Origin of the sequence: Streptomyces sp. NPDC087422, assembly GCF_044744145.1 — a bacterium.
Taxonomy (GTDB): domain Bacteria; phylum Actinomycetota; class Actinomycetes; order Streptomycetales; family Streptomycetaceae; genus Actinacidiphila.
Genome location: NZ_JBIUXT010000005.1, coordinates 27,415 through 51,669, shown reverse-complemented (window position 1 = coordinate 51,669; position 24,255 = coordinate 27,415). Strand labels below are relative to the sequence as shown.

The window sequence follows — 24,255 nt, the reverse complement described above, 5'->3', positions numbered from 1 at the left end:
GCCATGACCGCGGTCAGCCCCGGTACTCCTCCAGCAGGCGCAGCCACACCTCACTGATCGTCGGGTACGCCGGGACCGCGTGCCACAGCCGCTCGATGGGCACCTCGCCCGCGACGGCGACCGTCGCGGAGTGCAGGAGTTCGCCGACGCCGGGGCCGACGAAGGTGACGCCGAGCAGGATGCCCCGGTCGAGGTCCACGACCATGCGGGCCTTGCCGCGGTAGCCGTCGGCGTAGAGGGAGGCGCCCGCGACCTGGCCGAGGTCGTAGTCCACGACCTTGGTCCGGTGTCCGGCGTGCTCCGCCTCGCTCGCCGTGAGGCCCACGGAGGCCGCCTCGGGGTCGGTGAAGACCACCTGCGGCACGGCGGCGTCGTCGGCGGTGGCGGCGTGCGGACCCCAGGGCGCGTCGTCGACCGGCTCGCCCTTGGCGCGGGCGGCGATCACGGCCCCGGCGATCCTGGCCTGGTACTTGCCCTGGTGGGTGAGGAGCGCGCGGTGGTTGACGTCGCCCGCCGCGTAGAGCCAGCCGTCCGGCACACCGGTGACCCGGCAGGTGACGTCCACGTCCAGCCAGTCCCCGGGGCGCAGGCCGACCGTCTCCAGCCCGAGGTCGCCGGTGCGCGGCGAGCGGCCGGTGGCGAAGAGGATCTCGTCGGCGACGACCCGCTGGCCGCCCTCCAGGCCGACCCGTACCTCGCCGTCCGCGCCGTCGCGCTCGACGATCGGCACGTTCGTACCGAAGTGCACCTCCACGCCCGCCTCGCGCAGGCCCTCGGTGACCAGTTCGCCGACGAAGGGCTCCATGCGCTCCAGCAGGCGGTCGCCGCGCACGAGCATGGTCACCCGCGAGCCGAGCGCCTGCCAGGCGGTCGCCATCTCGACGGCCACCACACCGCCGCCGACCACGACCAGGCGGCCGGGGACCTCCTTGGCGCTGGTCGCCTCACGGCTGGTCCACGGGTTGATGTCGGCGATGCCCGGCAGCTTGGGCAGCGCGGCGGAGGTGCCGGTGCAGACGGCGACGGCGTGCCGCGCGGTCAGCCGTACGGTCTCGCCCTCCGGCGTCAGCACCGCGACCTGCTTGGGACCGTCCAGGCGGCCCTGGCCGCGTACGAGATCGACGCCGACCGACTCCAGCCAGCCCACCTGGCCGTCGTCCTTCCAGTGCGAGGTGAACTCGTCGCGGCGGGCGAGGACGTCAGCGGCGTCCAGCGGTCCCGCGACCGCGCGGGCCAGTCCCGGCAGCCGGCTCGCGTCGGCGCGGGCGACCACCGGGCGCAGCAGTGCCTTGCTCGGCATGCACGCCCAGTAGGAGCACTCGCCGCCGACCAGCTCGCTCTCCACGACAACCGTGCTGAGCCCTGCGGCCTGCGTGCGGTCGGCGAGATTCTCACCGACCGGTCCGGCTCCGATGACGATCACGTCGTAGGTACGGGCAGCGTCGTTCATACCGGCTCCTGGGCTGCTGTCTGAATCACGCGGTGGTGTGCACACGTCTGTGCACACACATCTGTACTCACATGTCGGTGTTCACACATCCGGGTCGCGCGCGGAGAAGGGGTGGCCAGGCCGTCATCCTACTGACGGGACCGGGCGGACGTATGATCACTTCGGGGCGCCGAGGGGCGCCGCGGGAGGTGTACCGATGGGCGAACTGGTACTGATCCGTCACGGCGAGACCGAGTGGACGCTGACCGGCCAGCACACCAGCTACACCGATCTGCCCCTCACCCCGAACGGCGAGGAGCAGGCCAGAACGCTGGCTCCGATGCTGGCCAGCAGGCACATCTCCACCGTGATCACCAGCCCGATGCGGCGCGCGCGGGACACCGCGAAGCTGGCCGGGCTCGAGCGCACACGGGTCGACGCCCACCTGTGCGAGTGGGACTACGGCGGCTACGAGGGCGTCACCACCCGTGACATCCACCGCACCCGTCCCTCCTGGGATCTGTGGACCGACGGGGTCCCCGAGGGCCCCGAGGGCCATCCGGGGGAAACGGCGGAACAGGTCGGCGAGCGGGCCGACCGGGTGCTGGCCCTCGCCGACGCGGCGTTCACCAACAGCGACGGCGGCGATGTGGTGCTGGTCGCGCACGCCCACTTCCTGCGGGTGCTGACCGCCCGCAGACTGGGGCTGCCCCCGGCCGACGGCGCCCTGTTCCAGCTCGCCACCGGCACCGTCAGCCGACTCGGCCTGGAACACGGCCGCCATGTGCTGACCGCGTGGAACCGGCTGCCCTGAGCGCGCGGTGACGTCTGCGACGGCGGTGGCCTCCGTACAAGCAGTGGTCTCTGTACGGCGCCGGTGTGCGTCCGAGCGATGGCGTCCGGACGAGCGGTGGCGTCCGGACGAGCCGCGAGGCCCGTGTCAGCCGTGTAGCCCGGACGGACCGCCAGGAGCGGCGGCATCCGGTGGGGTCCGCGAAGACTGGGAGCAGCCCGGCGGTCCGGAGTCGGACCGGGACCGGGGCCCGGCAACAGGAGAGGACCCGGTCATGGCACTCGCGCACCGCAAGGACATCGGACTGCTGGCGTTGCGCGCGGGGACCGGCGGGGTGCTCTTCGCGCACGGCGCGCAGAAGCTCTTCGGCTGGTTCGGCGGCGGTGGGATCGACGGCACCTCGGCGGCCATGGAGCAGATGGGCTTCAAGCCGGAGCGGGCGAGCGCCGTCGCGGCCGGGCTCGGCGAGGCGGGCGGCGGGCTGCTGCTGGCCCTGGGGATCGCCACCCCGGCCGCGGGCGCGGCGGCGGCCGGCGCCATGGCGGGCGCGGTCTCCGTCCACGCCCCCGCCGGTTTCTTCAACACGTCCGGCGGCTACGAGTACCCCGCCTTCCTCGGCTTCTGCGCCGCCGCTTTGGGTGTCACGGGACCCGGCCGCTACTCTCTGGACCATCTGACCGGCCATGTCCTGAACCGCCCGTGGGTGGTGGCCGCCGCCTTCACCGGCTCGGCAGCCGCCGCTTTCACGGTCGTACGCCGCCGCGCCGTCGGCAACGGTCCTGCGCCCGAGGATCTCGCCGTGCTGGAGGACCAGGACGGCTGAGCCGCCCGCGGACCGGTGCGGGGAACGCCGTACCGACCCGGGGCAGCGGCACGCGCGGCAGCCACCGGCGGGGTGCGCGGCGACGCGCGGGCGACGGCAGGGACACGGCGGCACGGGGACGGCGGCATGCGGACGACACGCCGTCGTCCGCATGCCGCCATCCGCGCAGGGTAGGCCGGAGCCAGGAACGCCTGAGCGGATTCGGCGCGGATGGCGGCGTGCGGACGGAACAGGGCGGAACAGGGCGACGGTGAACGGCGGCGAGGGAGCACGCATGACGGTGACGGCCCAGGAGCAGCGGTCACGGCTGTCCTCGCCGTGGGCGCGCGGGCTGGGCGCCGCCGCCGCCGGGGCGCTCCCGGCGCTCGCCTTCCCCGCGCCGTCGCTGTGGTGGCTGGCGTACGTGGCGCTGGTGCCGTGGATGCTGCTGGTGCGCTCCGCGGGCAGTGCGCGGCGGGCGGCGCTGGACGGCTGGCTGGGCGGCGCGGGCTTCATGCTGGCGGTGCACCACTGGCTCTTCGCGAGTCTGAACGTGTTCATCGTCGTGCTCGCCCTGCTGCTGGGCGCGCTGTGGGCGCCGTGGGGCTGGCTGGTGCGCAGGCTGCTCGGTGAGGGCACCGGGTCGCGGCGGGCCGCGGCGGCGATGGTGCTGGTGCCGTGCGGCTGGCTGATGGTGGAGCTGGTGCGCTCCTGGCAGTATCTCGGCGGCCCCTGGGGACTGCTGGGCGCCAGCCAGTGGCAGGTGCGGCCCGCGCTGCGGCTGGCCTCCGTCGGCGGGGTGTGGCTGGTCAGCCTCCTGGTGGTGCTCGTCAACACCGCGCTGACCGCGCTCGTCGCGGTGCCCGCCGTCCGCAGGCCCGCGGCGACCGCGCTGGCCACGGCCGCCGTGCTGACCGGCATGGTGTGGCTGTGGGCGCCGCACCCGCAGCAGTCCGGCGCCGTGCGGGTCGCGGTCGTCCAGCCGGGCGTCGTCGTGGGCCCCGAGGCCCGGATCGACCGGCAGGTGGCGCTCACCCGCGGCCTGGTGGGCAGCCACCCGGATCTCGTGGTCTGGGGTGAGAGCAGCGTCGGCTTCGACCTCACCTCGCGGCCCCAACTGGCGGAGGAGCTGGCGGCCCTCTCCCAGCAGGTCGGCGCCGACATCCTGGTCAATGTGGACGCGGAGCGCGCGGACGGCACCGGCATCTCCAAGACGTCGGTGCTGATCGGCCCGGACGGCGTCACCGGACCCACGTACGACAAGATGCGGCTGGTGCCGTTCGGCGAGTACATCCCCTTCCGGTCGCTGCTCGGCTGGGCCACCTCGGTCGGCAAGGCCGCGGGTGAGGACCGGCAGCGCGGCGACCACCAGGTCGTGATGGACACCGGGACGGTACGGATCGGGCCGCTGATCTGCTTCGAGTCCGCCTTCGCCGACATGAGCCGCAATCTCGCGGACAAGGGCGCCCAGGTGCTGGTGGCGCAGTCGTCCACGTCGTCGTTCCAGGGGTCGTGGGCGCCCGCGCAGCACGCCTCGCTCGCGGCACTGCGGGCCGCGGAGAGCTGGCGTCCGATGGTGCACGCGACCCTGACCGGGATCAGCGCCGTCTACGACGCGAACGGCCACCCGGTCGGGCAGCGGATCAGCGAGAGCAGCAGCACGGCGCGGGTCTACGCGGTGCCGCTGGCCACCGGCCGCAGCCCGTACGACCGGTTCGGCGACTGGGTGCCGCGTCTGGCGCTGCTGCTGGTCGTGCTGGCCGCCGCCTACGAGATCCGGCGCGTGGTGCTGGTCAGGCGGTCAGCTCCCGGACCTCGGTGACGACCCGCTCGCACAGCTCGTGGGTGCGCAGCGCGTCCTGGGCGTCGAGGTGCTTGCCCGCGCGGACGGCGTCGAGGAAGGCCAGGGTGATCTGCTCGATGCCGCGCTGCCGGGCCACCGGCACCCAGTCGCCCCGGCGGCGTACCGTCGGCTGGCCCTTGTGGTCGATGACCTCGGCGAGATTCAGCACCTGACGGCGGGTGTCGTCACCGCTGACGTCCAGGCTCTCCTCGGTGGACCCGCTCATCCGGTTCATGGAGCCGATCGCGGTGAAACCGTCACCCGACAGGTGCAGCACGATGTGGTGGACGAGGCCGGCACGGACCTTGGCGGAGACGTGGACGTCCCGGACGGTGCCGGGGGCCAGGAAGCGCAAGGTGTCGACGACGTGGATGAAGTCGTCGAAGATCATCCCGCGAGCCTCTTCGGGGAGGCCGACGCGGTTCTTCTGCATGAGGATCAGGTCGCGCGGGTGGTCGAGACACTGCGCGTAGGCGGGCGCGTAACGGCGGTTGAAGCCCGCCATGAGCGGGACGCCGCGCTCCTCGGCGAGGGCCACCAGTTGCCGTGCGCCGTCCAGATCGCGGGCGAGCGGCTTGTCGACGTAGACGGGGACGCCCGCTTCGATCAGCCGTCCGGCGATCTCGACGTGGAGGTCGGTGGGCGCGTGCACGAAGGCGGCGTCGAGGCCCTGGTCGAGCAGCGTGTCCAGTGAGGTGTGGCGGTGCGGCAGCCGGTAGGCGTCGCCGATCCGGTCGAGGGTCGCCGGGGTGCGGGTCTGGAGGTGCAGTTCGAGGTCCGGCTGCGAGGCGAGGACCGGCAGATACGCCTTCTGCGCGATGTCACCGAGCCCGATCACGCCGATCTTCCGTGGGGCGCTGCCGGATGCCATGCGCTGCTCCTGTCGTTCCTTCTCACGGTGTCCCCGCAGCATACGGGGACGGTTCGGGAACGCTTCCGGGGCCTTCGGGGAGCGGGCGTACGGCGCGGCCCCGCGGCGGACCGGCCCCGGACGGGTGAGCGCGCGGTACGCCCCGCCCGGCCGCTCACCCCTGCGGGGCATACCCGGCTCCGCCATGTTTCGGCACAGTTGTCGGAATGCGCCGCCTACCCGTGGTCGTGTTCCTGGTGGCGGCCTCCGCCGCGGCCGGGTGCACCACCGTCTCCGCTCCCCCGGCCCCCGTCCCCGTCCCCGCTCCCGTGCCCGGCAGGGCCGCGCCGCGGGTGGCGGCGCCGGACGGCGGGCCGCTGGTGCGGCGGCCCGACCATGTGCTGCTGGAGACGGCCGAGCCGGATCCGGCCCCTTCCAGGACGCCCTCGCCCGAGCCGGAGCGCGGTGCCGGTGGGCCGGGCGGCCGACCGGGCGCGGCCCCGTACTCCGCGGGTCAAGGGCCGCGGCCTGGCTCTGAGCCGCGGCACCGGCCGGTGCCGCGCTCCCGCTCGGTGCCGCCGCCGAGGTCCCTCCCGCGCGGACCGGCAGCGGCGCTGCCCGGCGCCGCCGACGTCTGCGCGCTGGGCGAGACCTACGGCGGCTGGGCGAAGGACGGGGACGCGGCCCGGATCTGCCGTCAGTCCTACGGCCGGTGAGCCGGGCCGGACGGGCGGCACGGCTCGCGAAGGCCGAAGGCCGAAGGGTGACGGGGGACCCCTGACCCCTGCCCCCTGACGGCTCACGGCTCACGGCTCACGGCTCACGGCTCACGGCTACGGAAGCTGGTCGGAGCCCAGCAGCCGCAACTCCATCCGGGCCACGGCGGCCCGCACCCCGTCCCCGTACGCGTCGTCGGCGAGCGCGTCGCACGCCTTGCGGGCCAGGCCGAGGTGGCTGCGGGCCAGCCGGTCCTCGTCCACCTTCGCGTAGGAGGCGGCGAGATTGAGGTGGAGCGAGGGGTAGAAGCCGCGGATCTGCGCGGCGCCGGTGGAGCGACCGGGGCTGTCGGGGCTGTCAGGGCCGCCGGGGCCCCCGCGGGGCTCGGTGCCGCCGCGCGCCGTGACGGCGTCGGCGGCCCGCAACGCCCGCAGGTCCCAGGCCAGTTCGTCCTCGGGGTCGTCCTGCGTGTCGGCCATGTAGTGCGCCAGCGTGCAGCGGTGCAGGGGGTCGCCCCGCTCCCCGATCTCGTCCCACAGCGCGCCGAACCGGGTTCTGGCCTCCTCCCGGTCCCCGGCGTGCAGCAGCATCACGACCTGTCCGATCCTGGTCATGATCGCGTCCGGTCCACCCGGCTCGTCCCGTCGCTCCACCCGAGCCTCCTCGCCTCACCCACGAAGCTAACTCGCGGACGCCCCGAGATCGGGGATGCGCCAGTCGATCGGGGTGTGCCCCTGGTCGGCGACGGCCTTGTCGATCTGGGTGAAGGGGCGGCTGCCCATGAAGAGCTTCGCCGACAGCGGCGAGGGGTGCGCGCCCTGGACGACGGCGTGCCGCTCGGTGTCGATCAGCGGCAGCTTCTTCTTCGCGTAGTTCCCCCACAGGACGAAGACGGCCGGGTCGGGGCGGGCCGCCACGGCCTTGATGACCGCATCGGTGAACTTCTCCCAGCCCTTGCCCTTGTGCGAGTTGGCCTCGCCCTCGCGGACCGTCAGCACCGCGTTGAGCAGCAGGACACCTTGATCGGCCCACGGCATCAGATAGCCGTTGTCCGGAATGGGGTGGCCCAGCTCCTCCTTCATCTCCTTGAAGATGTTCCGCAGCGAGGGCGGCGTCTTCACGCCGGGCCGCACCGAGAAGCACAGCCCGTGCCCCTGTCCCGCGCCGTGGTACGGGTCCTGACCGAGGATCAGCACCTTGACGCGGTCGAACGGCGTCGCCTCCAGCGCCGCGAAGACCTCGTCGCGCGGCGGGAAGATCCGGTGCTCCTCCCGCTCGGCCTCGACGAATTCGGTGAGCTGCTGGAAGTACGGCTTGTCCAACTCCTCGCCGAGAACGGTCTCCCAGGAGTCGGGCAGCATGCTGGGCACGTCAGGAACCTCCGGCAATCGATCCGTTTGCTACTGCCCCAGAACGTACCGCCACCCACTGACATCCCCGCACCCCCGGCCAACTCACCGGCCGGCTCGCCGATCGGCGTCGGCGGCCTCACCCGCCCGCCGCGCTCAGACGGCGTCCAGCCGGGCCCGCAGCTCCGGGTCGAGGTCCAACTCCACGGCTCCCAGGGCCTCTTCGAGCTGCGCGAGGCTGCTCACCCCGACCACGGGAACCACCGGCAGCGCGCCGCCCATCTGCCAGGCCAGGACGACCTGGTTGGGCGTCGCGCCCGCCTCGGCCGCGACCTCCCGCAGCACTTCGAGCCTGCGGTGCGACAGGGGGTGGTCGTACTGCGCGAGCAGTTCCTTGTCGGTGCGGGTGTACGCGCCGCTCATCAACGGCCCGTACGCCATCAGCGTCATGTCGTCGTTCGAGGCGACCAGGTCCTGCATGTCGTCGCGGGCGTACCACTGCGCGCCCCACTCGCCGCCCGGCACGGGCCACAGGTAGGTGTAGCGCTGCTGCACGCACGTGTAGCCGGGCAGCCCGTGGTCGGCGGCGTACTGCCGGGCCGCGCCGACGCGCCAGGCGGCGTGGTTGCTGCATCCCAGGACGCGGGTGCTGCCGCCGCGCACGACGTCCGCGAATGCCTGGACGGTCTCGGCCATCGGCACGTCGCGGTCCTCGACGTGCGCGTAGTACACGTCGACGCGGTCGGTGCCCAGCCGCCGCAGGCTGCCCTCGATCCCGGCCTCGATCGCCTTGGCCGACAGCCCTTCCCAGGCGTCGGGCCACACGGCGGTCGATCCGACGGGCGGCCGGGCCCCGACCTTGGTGGCGACGACGGTACGGTCCCGGGCGCCGCGGCTGTGCAGCCAGCGGCCGAGCAGCAGTTCGCTCTCGTCGCCGGTGCCGCCGGGGGCCCAGACCGAGTAGTTGTTGGCGGTGTCGACGTAGGTGCCGCCCGCCTCGGCGAAGCGGTCCAGGATCGCGAAGGACGTGGCTTCGTCCACGGTCGTGCCGAACGGCAGGATGCCCAGGCACAGGGCGCTGACCTCGGGCCCCGCGCCTCCTGCGAGTGTGCGGTAACGCATGTGCGGTCTCCGTAATCCGTAACGTGGGAAGTCCTCGGCGGGCGACCGTCGCGGTCACCCACACGAGGACTGTGCACGTTGGAGTACGGACGAAGGCAAGCCCGCGCGTCCGGGCCGCGTTCGTACGGGCCGGCTCGCGGACCCCTCGGACGGCCGCCGCTACGCGACCCCCGCCTGGAGGAAGAGCCCGCCGTCGAGGACGAGATTCTGCCCGGTGATCCAGCTCGCCTGGTCGGAGAGCAGGAAGGCGGCGGCGCCGCCGATGTCCTCGGGCAGACCGAGCCGCTTGAGCGGGTACGCGGCCGCGGCCTCGGCCTCCCGGCCCTCGTACAGCGCGGCGGCGAATTTCGTCTTCACCACGGCGGGCGCGACGGAGTTGACCCGGACGCCGGGCGCCATCTCCGCGGCGAGCTGCACGGTGAGGTTGATCATCGCGGCCTTGCTGATGCCGTAGGCGCCGATGAGCGGCGAGGGGGCGAGGCCCGCGACGGAGGCGACGTTGACGATCGCGCCGCCGTTCTCCTTCTGCCACGCCTTCCACGTCTGCTGGGCGAAGCCGAGCGCGGAGATGACGTTGGTCTCGTACACCTTGCGGGCGACGCCGAGGTCGAGGTCGGCGAGCAGCCCGTAGACCGGGTTGGTGCCCGCGTTGTTGGCGAGGTAGTCGACGCGGCCGAACGCCTCCATGGTGCGTTCCACGGCGACGGCCTGGTGCGCCTCGTCGTGGGCCTTGCCCGCGACGCCGATGGCGCGGTCGGCGCCGAGCCTCTCGACGGCTTCCTTGAGCGCGTCCTCGTTGCGCCCGGTGATGCACACCCGGTCGCCGCGGGCGACGAGGGCTTCGGCGATGCCGTAGCCGATGCCCCGGCTGGCGCCGGTGACGAGGGCGACGCGCCCGCTGTCGGGGGGCTGGGTCATGGTCTGGGGCCTCCGGCCTGTCGGTTGTGGGGGTGTCACTCGGTCGGCGCGGCGCGCGTCAGTCGAGCGGGCCACCGGCCACGTACAGGACCTGGCCGGACACGAAGCCGGCCTGCTCGCCGGTGAAGAAGGCGATGGCGTTCGCGACGTCGTCGGGGACGCCGACCCGCTGGACCGGGATCTGGGTGGCGGCGGCGGCCTTGAAGTCGTCGAAGCCCATGCCGACGCGCGCGGCGGTGGCGGCGGTCATGTCGGTGGCGATGAAGCCGGGCGCGACGGCGTTGGCGGTGACGCCGAACTTGCCGAGTTCGAAGGCGAGGGTCTTGGTGAAGCCCTGGAGACCGGCCTTGGCGGCCGAGTAGTTGACCTGGCCGCGGTTGCCGAGCGCGGAGGACGAGGAGAGGTTGACGACGCGGCCGAACGCGGCGTCCACCATGTGCTTCTGGACGGCGCGGGTCATCAGGAAGGCGCCGCGCAGGTGCACGTTCATGACCGTGTCCCAGTCGGACGCGCTCATCTTGAACAGCAGATTGTCGCGGAGCACGCCCGCGTTGTTCACCAGGATCGTCGGCGCGCCCAGCTCCTGGACCACCTTGGCGACGGCCGCCTCGACCTGCGCCTCGTCGGACACGTCGGCGCCGACCGCGATGGCCCTGCCGCCCGCCGCGGTGATCGTCTCGACGGTGTCCTTGCAGGCGCTCTCGTCGAGGTCGAGTACGGCGACGGCGCGGCCCTCGGCGGCCAGACGCACCGCGGTGGCGGCGCCGATTCCGCGCGCGGCACCGGTGACGATCGCGACGCGCTGCTCGGTGGTGGACATCTGATCTCCTCAGCCCTGTGGTGCGGCGCCGTCCGTGCCCGGCCCGCGCCTGGCACATGAGCGACCGCTTAGTAGGTCCCGTTGCCGAAACCGTAGGAGCGCCGTGACCCTGTGTCAACGCCACCACGGCCGATGTGGCTCAGGGCACGGCTGTGCGAGATGGCTCAGCGCACCAACAGCTCCAGCAGCCGGTCCGCCTCCCGGCCCGCGTCCGCGGTGAGACCGGTGTGGATCGGGCCCGGCTGCACGATGGTGCTGCGCGGCGCGGTGAGCCAGCGGAAACGGCGTCCGGGGTCGTCCCCCGCCGCCTGTCCCGCCCGCTCGCCGCCCTCGCAGATGTCCTCGTAGCCGCGCAGCGCCACCCGCACGCCGAGCACGTCCACCTCCGCGTCCAGGCAGCGCAGCCTGGCCTCGTCCAGGTGCACACGGGCCCCGACGAAGCCCTGCGCGCGGCAGTACACCAGCACGCCCGCGTTGATCATTTCGCCGCGCTCGATCCGCGGCACCACGCGCACCAGCGCGTACTCGAAGACGTCCCGGCCGGTCACTGGGCGTTCTTCCCCTCGACCCAGGTCCGCAGCCACTCCGGCGGCGGCTGTTTCTCCTCCTGCCGAGGCGCGAGCGTGGTCCGCAGGTGTACGTCCCCGGCGCGGGCCAGCAGCAGCTCGCGGTAGGCGCGGCGTACGTCGTCGGGCGAGTCGAACCCCGGCTCGTCGGTCAGCCACTCGTCGGGGACCAGCGCGGTCACCTCGGAGAGCAGCGCGTCGGTGACGAGTGGCCCCAACTCGGCCGCCGCCGCGGCCGGATCGGGCGAGAAGCGGGACAGCGCGTGGTCGGCGGCGTTGTACGGCTTGTCGGAAGCGGCGCGCGCCGTACGCCAGTTGTGGTGCCAGATCAGTGAGGCGCCGTGGTCGATGAGCCACAAGTCCCGGTGCCAGACCAGCATGTTAGGATTCCGCCACGATCTGTCGACGTTGCCGATGAGCGCGTCGAACCAGACGATGCGGCTCGCCTCCGCGGTGTCCACGGGGAAGACCAGTGGATCGAAGCCGAGAGATCCGGGCAGGAAGTCCATTCCGAGATTGAGCCCGCCGCTCGCCTTCAGCAGATCCTGGATCTCCTGGTCGGGCTCGCCGGGCGCGATGGCCGGATCGAAGTGGAAGCGCACCAGCTCCGGCACCCGCAGGCCCAGCCGCCTGGCCAGCTCGCCCGCGATCACCTCGGCGATCAGCGCCTTGCGGCCCTGGGCCGCGCCGGTGAACTTCACGACGTACGTACCGAGATCGTCGGCCTCGACGACACCGGGCACCGAGCCGCCCTCGCGCAGCGGCGTCACATAGCGGATGCCCGTCACTTCTCTCAACATCGCTCCAGGCTAATGGGCCAGAGTCCCCTCATGGACACCGATAACCCGGCACCTGACCTCGCGCGTGACCCGGCGCGCGCCCCGCTCCGTACCCCTTCCGGCGACCTGCCCCGCCAACTCGCCCGCACCCAGCGCTTCTCGCTCGGTGTGCCCCGCTCCTTCACCCTCTCCCCCGACGGCGGGAGGCTGCTCTTCCTGCGCACCCGCGGCGGCGAGGACCGTACGAGCTGTCTGTGGCTGCTCGCGGACGGCGAGGAGCGGCTGCTGGCCGATCCGGACGCGCTCGGCGCCGCGCCGGGCGAGGTGCCGGAGGCGGAGCTGGTCAGGCGCGAGCGGACCAGGGAACGCAGCGGCGGCATCGTCGCGTACGCCACCGACGCCGCCGCGCGCACCGTCGTCTTCGCGCTGGACGGCGCCTTGTGGACGGTGCGGACCGACGGCGGCGCGGCGCGCCCGGTCGCCACCGCCGGGCCCGTGGTCGACCCGCGGCCGGACCCGGCCGGGCGGCGCGTGGCGTATGTGACGGAGGGCGCGCTGCGGGTGGCGGACCTCGACGGCGGCGCCGATCTGCTGCTCGCCGCGCCGGAGACCGCGGACGTGACGTACGGGCTCGCCGAGCACGTGGCGGCGGAGGAGATGCACCGGTACCGCGGCCACTGGTGGTCGCCCGACGGCGCCGCGGTCCTGACCGCCCGCGTCGACACCGCCCGCGTCCGACGCTGGTGGATCTCCGACCCGGCCGATCCCGCCAAGCCGCCGCGCGCGGTGCCCTACCCGACGGCGGGCACGGCCAACGCCGATGTCTCGCTGCACGTGCTGGGCCTGGACGGGAGGCGCACCGAGGTCCGCTGGGACCGCGCGGCGTACGAATATCTGACGAGCGCGGACTGGGACGCGCACGGCCCGCTGCTGGCGGTCCAGAGCCGGGACCAGCGGACGGTACGGGTGCTCGCCGCCGACCCCGGCAGCGGCGGGACGCGGCTGCTGCACGAACAGCGCGACCCGGCGTGGGTGCAACTGATCCCCGGCACGCCCGCCAGGACCGGGTCCGGCGCGCTGGTGCACACCGCGGACACCGGCGGGTCCCGGCGGCTGACGGTCGGCGGCGAGCCGGTGACGCCGGACGGTCTGCACGTCCGCGAAGTCCTCGGCGCGGCGGGCGAGTCGGTGCTCTTCACCGCCTGCGACGAGCCGACCGAGGAGCACCTGTGGTCGTACGACCGCGAGCGCGGCCCCGTACGGCTCAGCTCCGGACCCGGCGTGCACACCGGCCTGCGCGCGGGCGGCACGCTGCTGCTCGACTCCCGCACCGAGCGCGGCCACCGCACGACGCTGCTGCGCGACGGCGGTCAGGAGACCGCGGTCGGCTGCCTGGCAGCGGAGCCCGTCCTGACCCCGCGCGTGACCTGGCTGCGGGCCGGTGAGCGGGAGATCCGTACGGCGCTGCTGCTGCCGTCCTGGTACGAGCCGGGCGGCGGGCCGCTGCCGGTGCTGGTCGCCTCCTACGGCGGGCCCGCGATGCGGCTGGTGACGCGCGGCGGGGGCTGGTCGATGTACGAGGCGCAGTGGTTCGCCGAGGAGGGCTTCGCGGTGGTCGTCGCGGACGGGCGCGGCACACCGGCGCGCGGCCCGGCCTGGGAGAAGACCGTGCGCGGCGACTCGCTCAGCGCGCCGATCGAGGACCAGGTCACGGCGCTGCGCGCGGCGGCCGAGCACTGCCCCGACCTCGACCTCGGGCGGGTCGGGATCCGCGGCTGGTCGTACGGCGGCACGCTGGCCACCGCGGCGGTGATCCGCCGGCCCGAGGTCTTCCACGCGGCGGTCAGCGGCGCGGCGCCGAGCGACCAGCGGCTGTACGACACGCACTGGCGGGAGCGCTTCCTCGGCCACCCGGACGAGGAGCCCGCCGCGTACGACCGCTCGTCGCCGATCGGCGAGGCCGCGGACCTGCGGCGCCCGCTGCTGCTGGTGCACGGTATGGCGGACGACAACGTGGTGGTGGCGCACACGCTGCGGATGTCAGCGGCCCTGCTCGCGGCCCACCGCCCGCACCAGGTGCTGCCGCTGTCGAACGTCACGCACTCGCCGACGGACGAGACGGTGGTGGAGGGACTCCTGAGGCACCAGGTGAACTTCTTGCGTGCGGCGTTGAACGTTCCGGAGCGGACGCCCGTATGAGACAGCACGCGTGACACCACGCTGCCGGGCGGTTTCCCTCCACCGCCCGGCCCCCCGAACGGACAGGACGCACCTCATGGCAGAGACCCCCCGCTTCTCCGTGCCTCCCACGCGTCGCGGCTTCGTAGCGGCGGCGGGCGGCGTGGGACTCGCCGCGGCCTTGGCCGCCTGCGGCAGCTCGGACGGCTCGTCGAACGCCGCCTCCGACTCCGCGTCGCCGTCGGACGCCGGGGCGCCGACGACCTCGGCCGGCGCGGACCCCACCACGTCGGACGCGGGCACGGCGCCCACCTCGTCCGCGGCCTCCGGTGGCGGCACCGCGCTTGGCAAGACCTCGGACGTCCCGGTCGGCGGCGGGAAGATCTACGCCGACCAGAAGGTGGTCGTCACCCAGCCGACCGCCGGGCAGTACAAGGCGTTCTCCTCGACCTGCACCCACTCGGGCTGCCAGGTCGGCAGCGTGTCCGACGGCACGATCAACTGCCCTTGCCACGGCAGCAAGTTCCACGTGGCCGACGGCAGCGTCGCCAGCGGCCCGGCGACGAGGCCGCTCCCTTCGGAGAACGTGACGGTGTCGGGTGACCAGGTGATGCTCGGTAGCTGATCGGTCCGGACGTACGACCTACGGGCTCACGGGCTTACGGGTCTACGGGCTTACGTCGTCGGCTGCGGTGCCGGGCGCGGCGGGTGGGTGCCGCGTCCGGCGCCGGGCGGCGACCGGAATCCGAGGCGGCCAACGACGCTTCGGGACAACGGTGTTGTGGCGCTCGCGTCACCGCTTCCAGGCGGCCAGGATGTCGTCGGTCGTCGTCACCGTGGCGACCAGCGACAGGCTGTGCCGGACGACGGCCGCCGCGTAGTCGGCGGGGACTCCGGCGACGGCGTCGGCGGGCAGCACCACGTCGTAGCCGAGATTGACGGCGTCGAAGACCGCGTTGGGGACCGCGATGTTGAGCGAGACCCCGGTGACGATCAGGGTCCGGCAGCCGAGGTTGCGCAGCAGCGCGTCGACGTCGGTGCCCGCGATCGGCGAGAGACCGTGCAGCCGGGTGACCGTCAGGTCGGTGTCGGCGACCGGGATCTCCTCGGTGAGCCGTACGGCGTCGGTGCCGTCGAGCTGCTTGACCGGCAGCCGGTCGGCGGCGCGGAACAGCCGGGCGTTGCGGTTGGCGGCGCGTCCGTCCGGGCGGCGGATCGCGACGGCGTGCAGGACGGCGGCGCCCGCGGCGTGCGCGCCCGCGACCAGGCGGCCGACGCGGTCCAGCACGCCCGAGTCGCGTGCCGCGGCGGCCAGTTCGGGCAGCGCGCTGTCGCTCCCGACCACACCGCGCTGGCACTCGACGGTCAGCAGCGCGGTGGTCGCGGGTCGCAGCAGTGCGGCGAGGCGGTCGGCGGAGGTCATGGCGCGCACCATAATTGACGGTCCGTCAGATCGGAAGGGATCAGGGGCTGGACCCTCGCGGTCCGGTGCCGGATGATTCCGGCGGAGGACCTGACATGGGATCAGCTCCTCGTCAGCCATGGGCGATGCGCACGGAGGTGCCATGACCGCCACCCAGCGTCGGGGCCGCAGGATCATGATGAGCGCGGCGGAGATCGACGTCTTCCTCGCCGGACACCGCACCTGCCGGGTCGCGACCGTCTCGCCGGACGGCCGTCCGCACGCGGGCGCCCTGTGGTTCGCCTGGGACGGCACCTCGCTCTGGCTCTACTCCCTGGTCCGCAGCCGCCGTTGGGCCGACCTGCGGCGCGACCCGCGGATCGCCGTGGTCGTGGACGACGGCGAGGACTACGGCGAGCTGCGCGGCGTCGAGCTGTCCGGCTCGGTCGACTTCGTCGGCGAGGCCCCCCGTACCGGCGTGCCGCACCCCGAACTCGACACACCGGAACGCCTTTTCTCCGAGCGGAATTTCGGCCTGCCCGCGATGCCGCACGACGGACGGCACGCGTGGCTGCGGCTGACACCGGAGCGGGTCGTCTCGTGGGACTTCACGAAGATGGCCGCCGCGGCGGCCAGGCCGGAGCCGGGGCGCTCCTGAATCCGCCGGCCGGCGCGAGCCTCACCGTCCGACCGGATTCCGGAGGCTACTGCGGGCCGGGCTCCGTACCGCTTCGCCGGGGGTCAGTCGCCCACGCGTCCCGCCGAGCGGCGCAGGGCCTCGACCGCCACGCGGATGGCGGGGCGGCGGTCCGCGTCCTCGCGCCAGACGGCGTAGACATGGCGGCGCATGGTGTGCTGGACGGGGGCGATGCGGACACCCTCGGGCATCGGGTCGCGGCCGAGGCGGGGCATGACGGCGACGCCGAGACCGGCGGCGACGAGGGCGAGCACGGTGGCGTGCTCCTCGGCGTGGTGCGCGATCCGCGGTTCGATGCCCTTGCCGCGCAGGGTGAACAGCAGCCATTCGTTGCAGAAGCCGCCGTCGGGCCAGGCGATCCAGTCCTCGTCGATCAGTTCGTCCAGCTCGATCTGGTCGCAGCCCTCCAGCCGGTGCCCCACGGGCAGCGCGATGTCGGCGATGTCGTCGACGAGGGGCGCCTTGGCGAGGCCGCCGGGCAGCGACAGCGGCTTGTTGTACCAGTCGAGGACGACCGCGAGGTCGATGTCGCCGCGGGCCAGCCGGGCCAGCGACTCCTGCGGCTCCAGCTCGTGCACGACGGTCCTGAGCTGCGGGTGCTCGCGCCGCAGCGCGTTGAGGGCGTCGGGGAACAGGCCCCGGACGGCGGTGGGGAAGGCGCCGGCCCGCAGTTCGCCGACGGCGGCGCCCCGGTGCGCCTCCAGGTCGGCGTGCGCCAGCTCGACCAGGGACAGTATCCGGTCGGCGTGCCCGGACAGCAGCCGTCCCGCGTCGGTCAGCCGTACCCCGCGGCCGTTCTTCGTGAGCAGGGACTGGCCGGTCTCCCGCTCCAGCTTCGCCATCTGCTGCGACACGGCCGACGTCGTCACACTCAGCACGTCCGCCGCGGCGGACACCGAGCCGTAGGTGTCGATGGCGTGCAGGACGCGCAGGCGCTCCAGACTCAACATGTTAGTAATCCTACGTCGTCCGTGTACAAATTCTCGCTTGTTCTACGAGGTCGAACGCGCCATCGTAGTCGCATGACCGCACCCGCCGAGCCCAGGACAGCCGCTTCCACTTCCGTCTCCCCGACACCCGCCTCCTCTTCGCCCCGCTCCGGCCGGACCTCGCGCCGCATACCGCGCAGGACCGTCGACTGGCGGATCCGCTTCGCCGCGCTCGGCCTGGTCTGGGGCTTCAGCTTCCTGTTCATGAAGGTGGGCAACGAGGCGTTCGCGCCCCTCCAGGTCACGCTCGGCCGGATGGTCTTCGGCACGGCGGTGCTGGCCGTGGCCGTCGCGGTCAAGCGGGAGCGGCTGCCGCGCGGACCGCGCGTCTGGCTGCACCTGGCGGTCGCCGCGGTGCTGCTCAACGCGCTGCCGTTCTCGCTCTTCGCCTACTCCGAGCAGACCATCCCGTCGATGCTGGCGGGGATATGCAACGCGGCGACACCGCTGTTCTCGATGCTGGTGTCCGTGGTCGCGCTGTCGGAGGACCGGCCCTCGCGGCAGCGCTTCGCGGGTGTCGGCCTCGGCTTCATCGGCGTGCTGACCGTGCTCGGCGCCTGGCAGGGCTTCTCGGGACAGGACCCCAAGGGCACGATCATGGCGCTCACCGCAGCCTTCAGCTACGCGGTCGGCTGGGCGTACGTGCGCCGCACCCTGTCCGGCACGGACAGCTCCCACCTGGCCATGTCCGCGAGCCAGTTGAGCCTCGGCACCGCGCAACTGCTGCTGGTCACGCCGTTCTTCACCTCGATGCCCGACTCGTACCCGCTCAAGTCGGTGCTGTCGGTGCTGGCGCTGGGCGCGCTCGGCACCGGGGTCGCCTTCCTCATCCAGTACGGCCTGGTCGCGGAGAAGGGGCCGACGATCGGCTCGATGGTCACCTACCTCATCCCGATCGTGGCCACCGCCGCCGGTGTCCTGCTGCTCGGCGAGGCACTGAGCTGGAACGAGCCGGTCGGCGCCGCCGTCATCCTGATCGGCGCGGCCCTCACCCAGCGCCGCCCCAAGGCCGCGCCCGCACCGGAACCGGACCCGGCCGCCGTGCCCGTGGAGGCCGAGGTCCGGCTCCAGACGCTGATACGGACGGAGGACGCGCTGCCCGCCGCGGAGCCCCGGTCCGCGGCCGAGCCCGAGGCGAACGCACCCACTTCGGCCGTCAGGGCTCAGCCGTAGCGGCCCGCGCCTGACGCCGCGCCCGGCCCCGCGGGGCGCAGTACGGCGGCGACGGCGTCGGCCAGCGGGACGACATCGGCGGGGGCGAGCGCGGAGACGGTCAGCCGGATGCCCGGCGGTGAGGCCAGCCGGAAGCGGGCGCCCGGCGCCACCGCCCAGCCGCGCTGGAGCAGCCCGGCCACCGCGCCGGTCTCGTCACTGACCGGCACCCATACGTTCATGCCGCTGCGGCCGTGCGCCGTGATCCCGCGCTCGGCCAGCGCCCGCACCAGACCGTCGCGCCGCTCCCCGTAGGACCGCGCGGTGCGGGCCGGATCGACGGCGCCGGACTCCCAGAGGTGGACGACGGCCCGTTGCAGCAGGTGGCTGACCCATCCGGCGCCGAGGCGGTGCCGCCCGCGCACGCGGTCGACGGTCACGGCGTCGCCGGTGTAGAGCGCGAGCCGCAGGTCGGGGCCGTACGCCTTGGCGGTGGAGCGGACCAGCGCCCAGTGGTCGGTGACCCCGGACAGGCAGTGCAGCGGCAGGTCGACCAGTCCGTGTACGTGGTCGTCGTCGATGACCAGCACCTGCCGGTGGTCGGCGAGCAGGGCGCGCAACTCGCGGGCGCGGGCGGCCGAGACGGCCGCGCCGGTCGGATTCTGTCCCCGGTCGGTGACGACGAGCGCCCGGGCGCCCGCCCGGACGGCCCGCGCCACGTCCTCGGTGAGCGGTCCCTCGTCGTCCACGCCGACGGGGACGGCGCGCAGCCCCATCGCCGGTACGAGGTCGAGGGTGCTGCCCCAGCCGGGGTCCTCGACGGCCACGGCGTCGCCGGGCCGCAGATGGGCGGCCAGGACGCGCTCGATGGCGTCCAGCGAGCCGGAGGTGATGCCGATCGGCCCGCCGGGAACGCCGTCGGCGTCGAACGCGGCGCGGGCCGCCGCCGCCAGTTCGGGATCGACCGGGACGGCGCCGTAGAGCGCGGGTGCCTCCGCGTGGCGGGCTGCGGCGGCGGCGAGCGCCCGGTCGAGCGGCGGCAGCAGCGCGAGGTCGGGGTTGCCCGAGGCGATGTCGCGGACGCCCGCCGGGACGTCGATCCGGATCTCGTCGCGGGGCGCGGTGGCGGGCCGTGACCGTACCCGGCTGCCGCGCCGCCCCGCCGTCTCGATCACCCCGCGGTCGCGCAGCAGCCGGTAGGCGGCGGCCACGGTGTTCGGGTTGACGTCCAGCTCCTGGGCCAGTTCCCGCAGCGGCGGCAGCGCCTCACCGGGACGCAGCGCGCCCGTGCCGACCGCGCTCTCGACGCTGGCGGCGATATCCGATGCGCCCCGACCTGTGATCCGGTAATCTCCTAGCACAAACCTTATTATGCACTAGTGCAAAGGATCTCGCCATGGCCTCCGCACCTCCCGTCGGATATCCGCCCACCGACCGCACCGTCCCGACCCGCAGCCGCGAACGCGCCGCGTACGACCGGGAGGTGGTGCACGGCATCCTGGACGAGGGCTATGTGTGCCACCTCGGCTTCATCCGCGACGGCGCGCCGGTCGTGCTGCCGACGCTCTACGCCAGGTCGGGCGAGCGGCTGTACGTGCACGGTTCGACCGGGTCCCGGCCGCTGCGCGGGGCGCGGGCCGACGACGGGCTCGCGGTCTGCCTCACCGTCACCCATGTCGACGGCCTGGTGCTGGCCCGGTCCGCCTTCCACCACTCGATCAACTACCGCTCGGTGGTGGTGCACGGCATCGCCCACCAGGTGACCGACCCGGCCGAGCGGTCGCTCGCGCTGGACGCGATCGTCGAGCAGGCCGTGCCCGGACGCGCCGCCGACTCCCGCCGGGCGGACGCGAAGGAGCTGGCCGCCACCGCCGTCATCCGGCTCGACCTGCTGGAGGTCTCGGCGAAGGTCCGCACCGGCGGCCCCAACGACGAGCCGGAGGACATCTCGCTCCCCTACTGGACCGGCGTGGTCCCGGTCGCCAGGACCTACGGCGCCCCGATCCCGGCGGACGACCTCGACCCGTCGATACCGCTGCCCGGCTACCTGCCCGGCCGACCGGGAAAGTGAGGGCCGCGGCATGCTGATCCACCCCTGGGACGCGCCCACCTCCGACAGCGAGTGGCAGGAGTGGCTGGCCGTCCACGACTTCGGCCAGCTCACCGTCAACGGCCTCGACGGAGAGCCGCCGTTCGTCCAGCCGCTGCACTTCGCCTACGACCCGCGGGCCGGCGCCGACGGCCCCGGACCGGCCGGGCTGGGCGAGGCCGTCACGCACCTCGCCCGCCCGAACCCGATCTGGCGAGCCCTGGAGGCGAGCCCGCGGGTCACGCTCAGCGTCGTGGACGACTACACGTTCATCCCCGGCCCCTGGCACACGCCCGAGGGCGCCCCCACGGAACACGGCACACCGACCAGCTTCTACGCCGCCGTCCTGCTGTACTGCACCGCCCACATCGTGGACGACCCGCAGCTCAAGGCCGACCTCCTGCGGCGCCAGGTCGGCCACTTCCAGCCCCGCGGCGGCACCGCGCCCGTGGAACCGGGCCAGGAGCCGTTCGGCCGCATGCTGCCCGGCATCCGCGGTGTCCGCCTCGACGTCACCGACGTACGGGCGAAGTTCAAGTACGGCGGCAACAAACCGGAGCGGATGCGACGGCGCGTCATGGACCTGCTCGCGGACCGGGACGGGCCGCACGACGCGGCGGCCCGTACCCATCAGATCCGCCGCCTGTCCGCGGCGGCCGACGCCGGGACCGGCGCCTGAGGGCTCACCCCACGGGCGCCGCCCTCCGCTGCGCCGACGCGGACCTGGCCTCCTCGAGACCGAGACCGGTCACGGCCGCCAGCAGGATCACGGTGCCCGTCACCGTCGCGGCCGTGAGATGTTCACCGAGCAGTGCCACGGCGATGACGGCCGCCGAGACCGGCTCGATCAGGGCGATCACCGAGACGGTCGCGGCCCGCAGGACCGCGGCGCCCGCGAAGTACAGTCCGTACGCGGCGGCCGTCGGCACCGACGCCAGGTAGCAGAGCAGCAGCACCGTACGGCCGAGCCCCGCCGCCTGCGGCAACAGCCCCTCGGCCCAGGCCGCGGGCAGCAGCGCCACCGCGCAGATGCCGAACGACCACAGCGAGGTGTCCAGCGGGTCGCCCGCGGAGCCCGTGCGCCCCAGCCACCGGGTGAGCAGCGTGATCGCCGCGTACCCCGTGGCGGACAGCACCGCGAGCAGCACACCGAGCGGCTGTACGCCCGTACCGCCGTCGCCCAGCACCAGCACCGCGAGGCCGCCGAGCGCGCCCGCCACGGCCGCCGTACCGCCGCGCCCGAGCCGCTCCCCCATCGCCAGCCGCGCCACGACCGCGATCAGCACCGGGCCCGACCCGAGCGTCACCACCGTGGCCACCGCAAGCCCGGTGGACTTGACCGCGCAGAAGTACGCGGTCTGAAAGAGCGTCAGGCCCGCGCCGGTGACCAGGATCCGCACCGCCTTGCGCCGCCGCGGCTCCGCCCGCACCACCCGCACCGCGGCGGCCGGACGCACCGCGCGCACCGCAGACAGCAGCAGAAAGCCGCCGGCCGCCCGCCAGAAGGTCAGCGACAGCGGGCCGAGCCCGCTCCCGTCGTACAACAGCGCCGCCGCGGCGCCCGCCGTGCCCCAGGCGGTGGCCGCGAAAACGACATAGATCAGGCCCCGGTTCGTCGACAGGGCAGCGTCGACCGGGGTGTGGACATGCGTGAGTGACACGAGAATTCTCCCGCGGAAGAGGTGGGGTGAGGTCGCCGGTCGCCATATGCGGACAGCGGCGACCCGGCCGTTCACCTCGAACGCGAGTCACCGCGCCGGGTCCGGCCCCAGGTCTTCCGAAATGTCGCCGCCCGCGTCAGACGGCAGGAGGCGGGAGAACGGTGAGATGCATGGGGGAAGCTTACGTGAGGGGGGTGGGGTCGGGGGGGGTGGGGGCGGGTCGCCACTCGCGTCAGGTCACCGGTACGGCGAACCGTGCGTGGGAGCCCTCTTGCGCAGGCTCACCGTCCTTCCCCTTTTTTGCCGCCCTCTCGCCTCCGGCGGCTTAGATCCGGTGTCGACGGTCGATCGTGCTCGCTCCCTCGTTCCTCGGTCGCTGTGCGCGTTCTCCCTTTCAACACCGGCGCCGCCTTTGGCTCGCTGGCTACCGGCGAACCCACCTGCGCAGCGGTGCCGCAAGGGCTCAGCCCCTTGTGCAGGGGCACCCGTGCGGCGAACCGCGGTGGGGAGGCGTTTGGCGCTAGGCGTCGGCCAAGTCGGGTTCTGGGAGGGGGTCCGGCGTCGCCGCCGGCTTGGCGCGGCTGGCCGTTTGGGCCGTGAAGGCGCCCGCCAGGACGAGGGCGCCGCCGACGACCTGGGCGGCGCCCAGGTGCTCGTCGAGGAGGACCCAGGCGAGGACCGTGCCGACGATGGCTTCGAGGGTGGCGACGACCCCGGCGATCTGAGGGGTGAGGCGGCGGACGGCGAGGACGCCTGCGAGGTAGGCGACGACAGTGGAGACGAGGACGATCCAGGCGACGAGGAGAACGGCCGGGACCTCGCGCTCACCGAGCGCGGACTGCTGCCAGACGATCGCCCAGTCGATGTTCCAGGGGCGGGCGACGACCGAGAGGACGGCGGTGCCGACGAGGAGGCCGTAGGCGATGACGGCGATGGGTTCCGGCGCGTCCGCGCTCTCCGCGCCGTCGTCGGCGAGGACGAAGTAGGCGACCTGGCAGCAGGCGGCGCCGAAGGCGAGGAGCAGGCCGAGCGGGTCGAAGGCCAGGCCGGACCAGATCTCGACGACGGCGGCCATGCCGGCGATGGCGAGGACGACACCCAGGGCGGCGGACCGGCTGACGGGGCGGCGCTGGACGAAGCGGACCCAGCCCAACAGCAGGGCGGGGCCGAGGAATTCGACGAGGATGGCGACGCCGACCGGGATGCGGGAGATGGCCACGAAGTACAGGGCCTGGCAGCCGGTGATGCCGAGGAGGCCGAACCCGAGGATCAGTCCCGGCCTGCGGCGGGGCAGTTCGCGGTGGCGCAGGGCGATGGGGAGCAGGATGAGCGCGGCGCCCGCGACGCGCATCCAGACCACGTGCAGCGGGTCGAGCCCTGATTCGATCAGCGGTTTGGCGGCCACGCCCGAGCCGCCGAAGGCGAAGGCGGACACCAGAGCGAGCCCGAGGCCCCCGTTTCGCCGCTGAGTTACGTGCATCGGGTCATGATGTCAGCTCGCGACAGGACCGTCATCCCGGTAGCCGCTGACGTCGAGTCCGGCGGCGCGCAGCACGTCCACGGCGCGGCATTCGGGGTCGGAGGCGAGCGCGTCGAGCAGGTCGATGCCGTCGGCCTGGGTGCGGCCACGGCGGCGGGCGAGGGCGACGGCGTTGCGGATCGCGGCGGCGGCGGACGGGCTCCAGCCGGTGCCGGCGACGGCCTGGACGGTGGGCAGCGCGCCGGAGTCCTCGACGGTGCCGCGCCAGCGCAGCCCGTAGCCGATGCTGCGCTGCACCAGGTAGCCGAGCACGCGGACGACCTGGCCGGTCCCGGCGTCGCAGGCGGCCCGCGCCAAGGGGTCGATCTCCAATAGGGAGTGCAGCAGGTGGGCGGTGTCGATCTGCTGGTCGCCGTCGCGCGTGGCCCGGCGGCGCGCGCTGGCCGCCACGGAACGCAGTTCGACCGTGAGGCGGAGGTCGTCCGCCAGGTGGCTCAGGTCGAGCGGCGGCCCGTGGTTGCTGTACACGCCATCCACTTCATCAGGCGGCCCCGGTGCGGCGCATCCGCACCGGGGGCCATCCGTGCCTCCGCCCATGGAGGGGGTTGGCCGGTTCCCG

The 24,255-nt window shown here is 73.6% G+C and carries 25 protein-coding genes; 10 read left to right on the top strand and 15 right to left on the bottom strand.

The features are described from left to right. Positions 1–13: 13 nt before the first annotated feature. Positions 14–1,450: a dihydrolipoyl dehydrogenase family protein gene (locus ACIO6U_RS17330; protein ID WP_401719843.1), complete on the bottom strand. Its 1,437-nt coding sequence runs from the start codon at positions 1,448–1,450 to the stop codon at positions 14–16. Positions 1,451–1,646: 196 nt separating this feature from the next. Between ACIO6U_RS17330 and ACIO6U_RS17325 the strand changes: the two genes are divergently transcribed. From ACIO6U_RS17325 to lnt, 3 genes are all read left to right on the top strand, one after another. Next, a complete protein-coding gene (locus ACIO6U_RS17325; protein WP_391051170.1) occupies positions 1,647–2,243 on the top strand; it encodes a histidine phosphatase family protein in 597 nt (198 codons plus the stop codon). Positions 2,244–2,496: 253 nt separating this feature from the next. Further along, positions 2,497–3,045: a DoxX family protein gene (locus tag ACIO6U_RS17320; RefSeq protein ID WP_355335630.1), complete on the top strand. Its 549-nt coding sequence runs from the start codon at positions 2,497–2,499 to the stop codon at positions 3,043–3,045. Between the two features lie 274 nt (positions 3,046–3,319). Beyond that, positions 3,320–4,846, top strand: coding sequence for an apolipoprotein N-acyltransferase (lnt, locus tag ACIO6U_RS17315; protein WP_391162910.1), 1,527 nt, complete (start codon positions 3,320–3,322; stop codon positions 4,844–4,846). On the opposite strand, the gene ACIO6U_RS17310 is transcribed toward lnt, so the two are convergent. Then, positions 4,818–5,738, bottom strand: a complete 921-nt coding sequence (locus ACIO6U_RS17310) for a Gfo/Idh/MocA family oxidoreductase (protein WP_355335634.1) — start codon at positions 5,736–5,738, stop codon at positions 4,818–4,820. The genes lnt and ACIO6U_RS17310 overlap by 29 nt on opposite strands. 206 nt (positions 5,739–5,944) lie before the next feature. On the opposite strand from ACIO6U_RS17310, the gene ACIO6U_RS17305 reads away from it, so the two are divergent. Further along, positions 5,945–6,433 (top strand): hypothetical protein, encoded by a 489-nt coding sequence (locus tag ACIO6U_RS17305; RefSeq protein WP_401719838.1) that lies wholly within the window; start codon positions 5,945–5,947, stop codon positions 6,431–6,433. A 117-nt stretch (positions 6,434–6,550) separates the two neighbouring features. Here ACIO6U_RS17305 and ACIO6U_RS17300 read toward each other — a convergent pair whose 3' ends face one another. The 7 genes from ACIO6U_RS17300 to ACIO6U_RS17270 form a co-directional block, all read right to left on the bottom strand. Further along, a complete protein-coding gene (locus ACIO6U_RS17300; RefSeq protein WP_401719835.1) occupies positions 6,551–7,087 on the bottom strand; it encodes a hypothetical protein in 537 nt (178 codons plus the stop codon). A 27-nt stretch (positions 7,088–7,114) separates the two neighbouring features. Continuing rightward, a complete protein-coding gene (gene ung / locus ACIO6U_RS17295; RefSeq protein WP_355335794.1) occupies positions 7,115–7,795 on the bottom strand; it encodes a uracil-DNA glycosylase in 681 nt (226 codons plus the stop codon). A gap of 144 nt (positions 7,796–7,939) precedes the next feature. Beyond that, complete coding sequence (locus ACIO6U_RS17290) at positions 7,940–8,905, bottom strand: aldo/keto reductase (protein WP_401719832.1); 966 nt, start codon at positions 8,903–8,905, stop codon at positions 7,940–7,942. 159 nt (positions 8,906–9,064) lie between these two features. After that, complete coding sequence (locus ACIO6U_RS17285; RefSeq protein ID WP_391051159.1) at positions 9,065–9,823, bottom strand: glucose 1-dehydrogenase; 759 nt, start codon at positions 9,821–9,823, stop codon at positions 9,065–9,067. Positions 9,824–9,881: 58 nt separating this feature from the next. Continuing rightward, positions 9,882–10,643: a 3-oxoacyl-ACP reductase FabG gene (gene fabG, locus ACIO6U_RS17280; RefSeq protein WP_391051157.1), complete on the bottom strand. Its 762-nt coding sequence runs from the start codon at positions 10,641–10,643 to the stop codon at positions 9,882–9,884. A gap of 164 nt (positions 10,644–10,807) precedes the next feature. After that, a complete protein-coding gene (locus tag ACIO6U_RS17275) occupies positions 10,808–11,191 on the bottom strand; it encodes a DUF3037 domain-containing protein (protein ID WP_355335651.1) in 384 nt (127 codons plus the stop codon). Next, positions 11,188–12,009, bottom strand: coding sequence for a HipA family kinase (locus tag ACIO6U_RS17270; RefSeq protein ID WP_401719828.1), 822 nt, complete (start codon positions 12,007–12,009; stop codon positions 11,188–11,190). Before ACIO6U_RS17270 ends, ACIO6U_RS17275 begins: the two co-directional genes overlap by 4 nt. Positions 12,010–12,039: 30 nt before the next feature. On the opposite strand from ACIO6U_RS17270, the gene ACIO6U_RS17265 reads away from it, so the two are divergent. Both ACIO6U_RS17265 and ACIO6U_RS17260 read left to right on the top strand, forming a co-directional pair. Next, entirely contained in the window at positions 12,040–14,187 is a 2,148-nt protein-coding gene (locus ACIO6U_RS17265) for a prolyl oligopeptidase family serine peptidase (RefSeq protein WP_401719825.1), read from the top strand. A gap of 76 nt (positions 14,188–14,263) precedes the next feature. Next, on the top strand, positions 14,264–14,791 hold the full coding sequence (locus ACIO6U_RS17260; RefSeq protein ID WP_391051153.1) for a Rieske 2Fe-2S domain-containing protein: 528 nt from the start codon (positions 14,264–14,266) through the stop codon (positions 14,789–14,791). A gap of 168 nt (positions 14,792–14,959) precedes the next feature. On the opposite strand, the gene ACIO6U_RS17255 is transcribed toward ACIO6U_RS17260, so the two are convergent. Further along, the gene (locus ACIO6U_RS17255) at positions 14,960–15,589 is read right to left on the bottom strand and encodes an isochorismatase family protein (protein WP_401719822.1); all 630 of its coding nucleotides are present in this window, start codon (positions 15,587–15,589) and stop codon (positions 14,960–14,962) included. A gap of 142 nt (positions 15,590–15,731) precedes the next feature. Between ACIO6U_RS17255 and ACIO6U_RS17250 the strand changes: the two genes are divergently transcribed. Then, a complete protein-coding gene (locus tag ACIO6U_RS17250; RefSeq protein ID WP_401719819.1) occupies positions 15,732–16,226 on the top strand; it encodes a pyridoxamine 5'-phosphate oxidase family protein in 495 nt (164 codons plus the stop codon). Between the two features lie 83 nt (positions 16,227–16,309). Here ACIO6U_RS17250 and ACIO6U_RS17245 read toward each other — a convergent pair whose 3' ends face one another. After that, a complete protein-coding gene (locus ACIO6U_RS17245; protein ID WP_401719816.1) occupies positions 16,310–17,215 on the bottom strand; it encodes a LysR family transcriptional regulator in 906 nt (301 codons plus the stop codon). 72 nt (positions 17,216–17,287) lie between these two features. Between ACIO6U_RS17245 and ACIO6U_RS17240 the strand changes: the two genes are divergently transcribed. Continuing rightward, on the top strand, positions 17,288–18,427 hold the full coding sequence (locus tag ACIO6U_RS17240; RefSeq protein ID WP_401719813.1) for a DMT family transporter: 1,140 nt from the start codon (positions 17,288–17,290) through the stop codon (positions 18,425–18,427). Here the strand turns inward: ACIO6U_RS17240 and ACIO6U_RS17235 are convergent. Then, complete coding sequence (locus ACIO6U_RS17235; RefSeq protein WP_401719810.1) at positions 18,418–19,767, bottom strand: aminotransferase class I/II-fold pyridoxal phosphate-dependent enzyme; 1,350 nt, start codon at positions 19,765–19,767, stop codon at positions 18,418–18,420. The two genes, ACIO6U_RS17240 and ACIO6U_RS17235, sit on opposite strands and share 10 nt — an antisense overlap. A gap of 35 nt (positions 19,768–19,802) precedes the next feature. On the opposite strand from ACIO6U_RS17235, the gene ACIO6U_RS17230 reads away from it, so the two are divergent. Both ACIO6U_RS17230 and ACIO6U_RS17225 read left to right on the top strand, forming a co-directional pair. Beyond that, on the top strand, positions 19,803–20,477 hold the full coding sequence (locus ACIO6U_RS17230) for a pyridoxamine 5'-phosphate oxidase family protein (RefSeq protein WP_391051141.1): 675 nt from the start codon (positions 19,803–19,805) through the stop codon (positions 20,475–20,477). Between the two features lie 10 nt (positions 20,478–20,487). Next, complete coding sequence (locus ACIO6U_RS17225) at positions 20,488–21,174, top strand: FMN-binding negative transcriptional regulator (protein ID WP_401719807.1); 687 nt, start codon at positions 20,488–20,490, stop codon at positions 21,172–21,174. A 4-nt stretch (positions 21,175–21,178) separates the two neighbouring features. Here ACIO6U_RS17225 and ACIO6U_RS17220 read toward each other — a convergent pair whose 3' ends face one another. From ACIO6U_RS17220 to ACIO6U_RS17210, 3 genes are all read right to left on the bottom strand, one after another. Continuing rightward, a complete protein-coding gene (locus tag ACIO6U_RS17220) occupies positions 21,179–22,156 on the bottom strand; it encodes a DMT family transporter (protein ID WP_401719804.1) in 978 nt (325 codons plus the stop codon). Between the two features lie 520 nt (positions 22,157–22,676). Continuing rightward, positions 22,677–23,636 (bottom strand): EamA family transporter, encoded by a 960-nt coding sequence (locus ACIO6U_RS17215; protein ID WP_355335685.1) that lies wholly within the window; start codon positions 23,634–23,636, stop codon positions 22,677–22,679. A 12-nt stretch (positions 23,637–23,648) separates the two neighbouring features. Then, on the bottom strand, positions 23,649–24,164 hold the full coding sequence (locus tag ACIO6U_RS17210) for a Clp protease N-terminal domain-containing protein (protein WP_355335688.1): 516 nt from the start codon (positions 24,162–24,164) through the stop codon (positions 23,649–23,651). Between the last annotated feature and the right edge of the window lie 91 nt (positions 24,165–24,255).

Excerpts from the sequence above, each read along its gene's own strand:
- ACIO6U_RS17330 (WP_401719843.1), bottom strand. The coding sequence starts at position 1,450 with ATGAACGACGCTGCCCGTACCTACGACGTGATCGTCATCGGAGCCGGA.
- ACIO6U_RS17215 (WP_355335685.1), bottom strand. The coding sequence starts at position 23,636 with ATGCACGTAACTCAGCGGCGAAACGGGGGCCTCGGGCTCGCTCTGGTG.
- ACIO6U_RS17285 (WP_391051159.1), bottom strand. The coding sequence starts at position 9,823 with ATGACCCAGCCCCCCGACAGCGGGCGCGTCGCCCTCGTCACCGGCGCC.
- ung (WP_355335794.1), bottom strand. The coding sequence starts at position 7,795 with ATGCTGCCCGACTCCTGGGAGACCGTTCTCGGCGAGGAGTTGGACAAG.
- ACIO6U_RS17325 (WP_391051170.1), top strand. The coding sequence starts at position 1,647 with ATGGGCGAACTGGTACTGATCCGTCACGGCGAGACCGAGTGGACGCTG.
- ACIO6U_RS17255 (WP_401719822.1), bottom strand. The coding sequence starts at position 15,589 with ATGACCTCCGCCGACCGCCTCGCCGCACTGCTGCGACCCGCGACCACC.
- ACIO6U_RS17310 (WP_355335634.1), bottom strand. The coding sequence starts at position 5,738 with ATGGCATCCGGCAGCGCCCCACGGAAGATCGGCGTGATCGGGCTCGGT.
- ACIO6U_RS17305 (WP_401719838.1), top strand. The coding sequence starts at position 5,945 with ATGCGCCGCCTACCCGTGGTCGTGTTCCTGGTGGCGGCCTCCGCCGCG.
- ACIO6U_RS17260 (WP_391051153.1), top strand. The coding sequence starts at position 14,264 with ATGGCAGAGACCCCCCGCTTCTCCGTGCCTCCCACGCGTCGCGGCTTC.
- ACIO6U_RS17270 (WP_401719828.1), bottom strand. The coding sequence starts at position 12,009 with ATGTTGAGAGAAGTGACGGGCATCCGCTATGTGACGCCGCTGCGCGAG.
- ACIO6U_RS17320 (WP_355335630.1), top strand. The coding sequence starts at position 2,497 with ATGGCACTCGCGCACCGCAAGGACATCGGACTGCTGGCGTTGCGCGCG.
- ACIO6U_RS17230 (WP_391051141.1), top strand. The coding sequence starts at position 19,803 with ATGGCCTCCGCACCTCCCGTCGGATATCCGCCCACCGACCGCACCGTC.
- fabG (WP_391051157.1), bottom strand. The coding sequence starts at position 10,643 with ATGTCCACCACCGAGCAGCGCGTCGCGATCGTCACCGGTGCCGCGCGC.
- ACIO6U_RS17290 (WP_401719832.1), bottom strand. The coding sequence starts at position 8,905 with ATGCGTTACCGCACACTCGCAGGAGGCGCGGGGCCCGAGGTCAGCGCC.
- ACIO6U_RS17225 (WP_401719807.1), top strand. The coding sequence starts at position 20,488 with ATGCTGATCCACCCCTGGGACGCGCCCACCTCCGACAGCGAGTGGCAG.
- lnt (WP_391162910.1), top strand. The coding sequence starts at position 3,320 with ATGACGGTGACGGCCCAGGAGCAGCGGTCACGGCTGTCCTCGCCGTGG.
- ACIO6U_RS17240 (WP_401719813.1), top strand. The coding sequence starts at position 17,288 with ATGACCGCACCCGCCGAGCCCAGGACAGCCGCTTCCACTTCCGTCTCC.
- ACIO6U_RS17245 (WP_401719816.1), bottom strand. The coding sequence starts at position 17,215 with ATGTTGAGTCTGGAGCGCCTGCGCGTCCTGCACGCCATCGACACCTAC.
- ACIO6U_RS17265 (WP_401719825.1), top strand. The coding sequence starts at position 12,040 with ATGGACACCGATAACCCGGCACCTGACCTCGCGCGTGACCCGGCGCGC.
- ACIO6U_RS17250 (WP_401719819.1), top strand. The coding sequence starts at position 15,732 with ATGACCGCCACCCAGCGTCGGGGCCGCAGGATCATGATGAGCGCGGCG.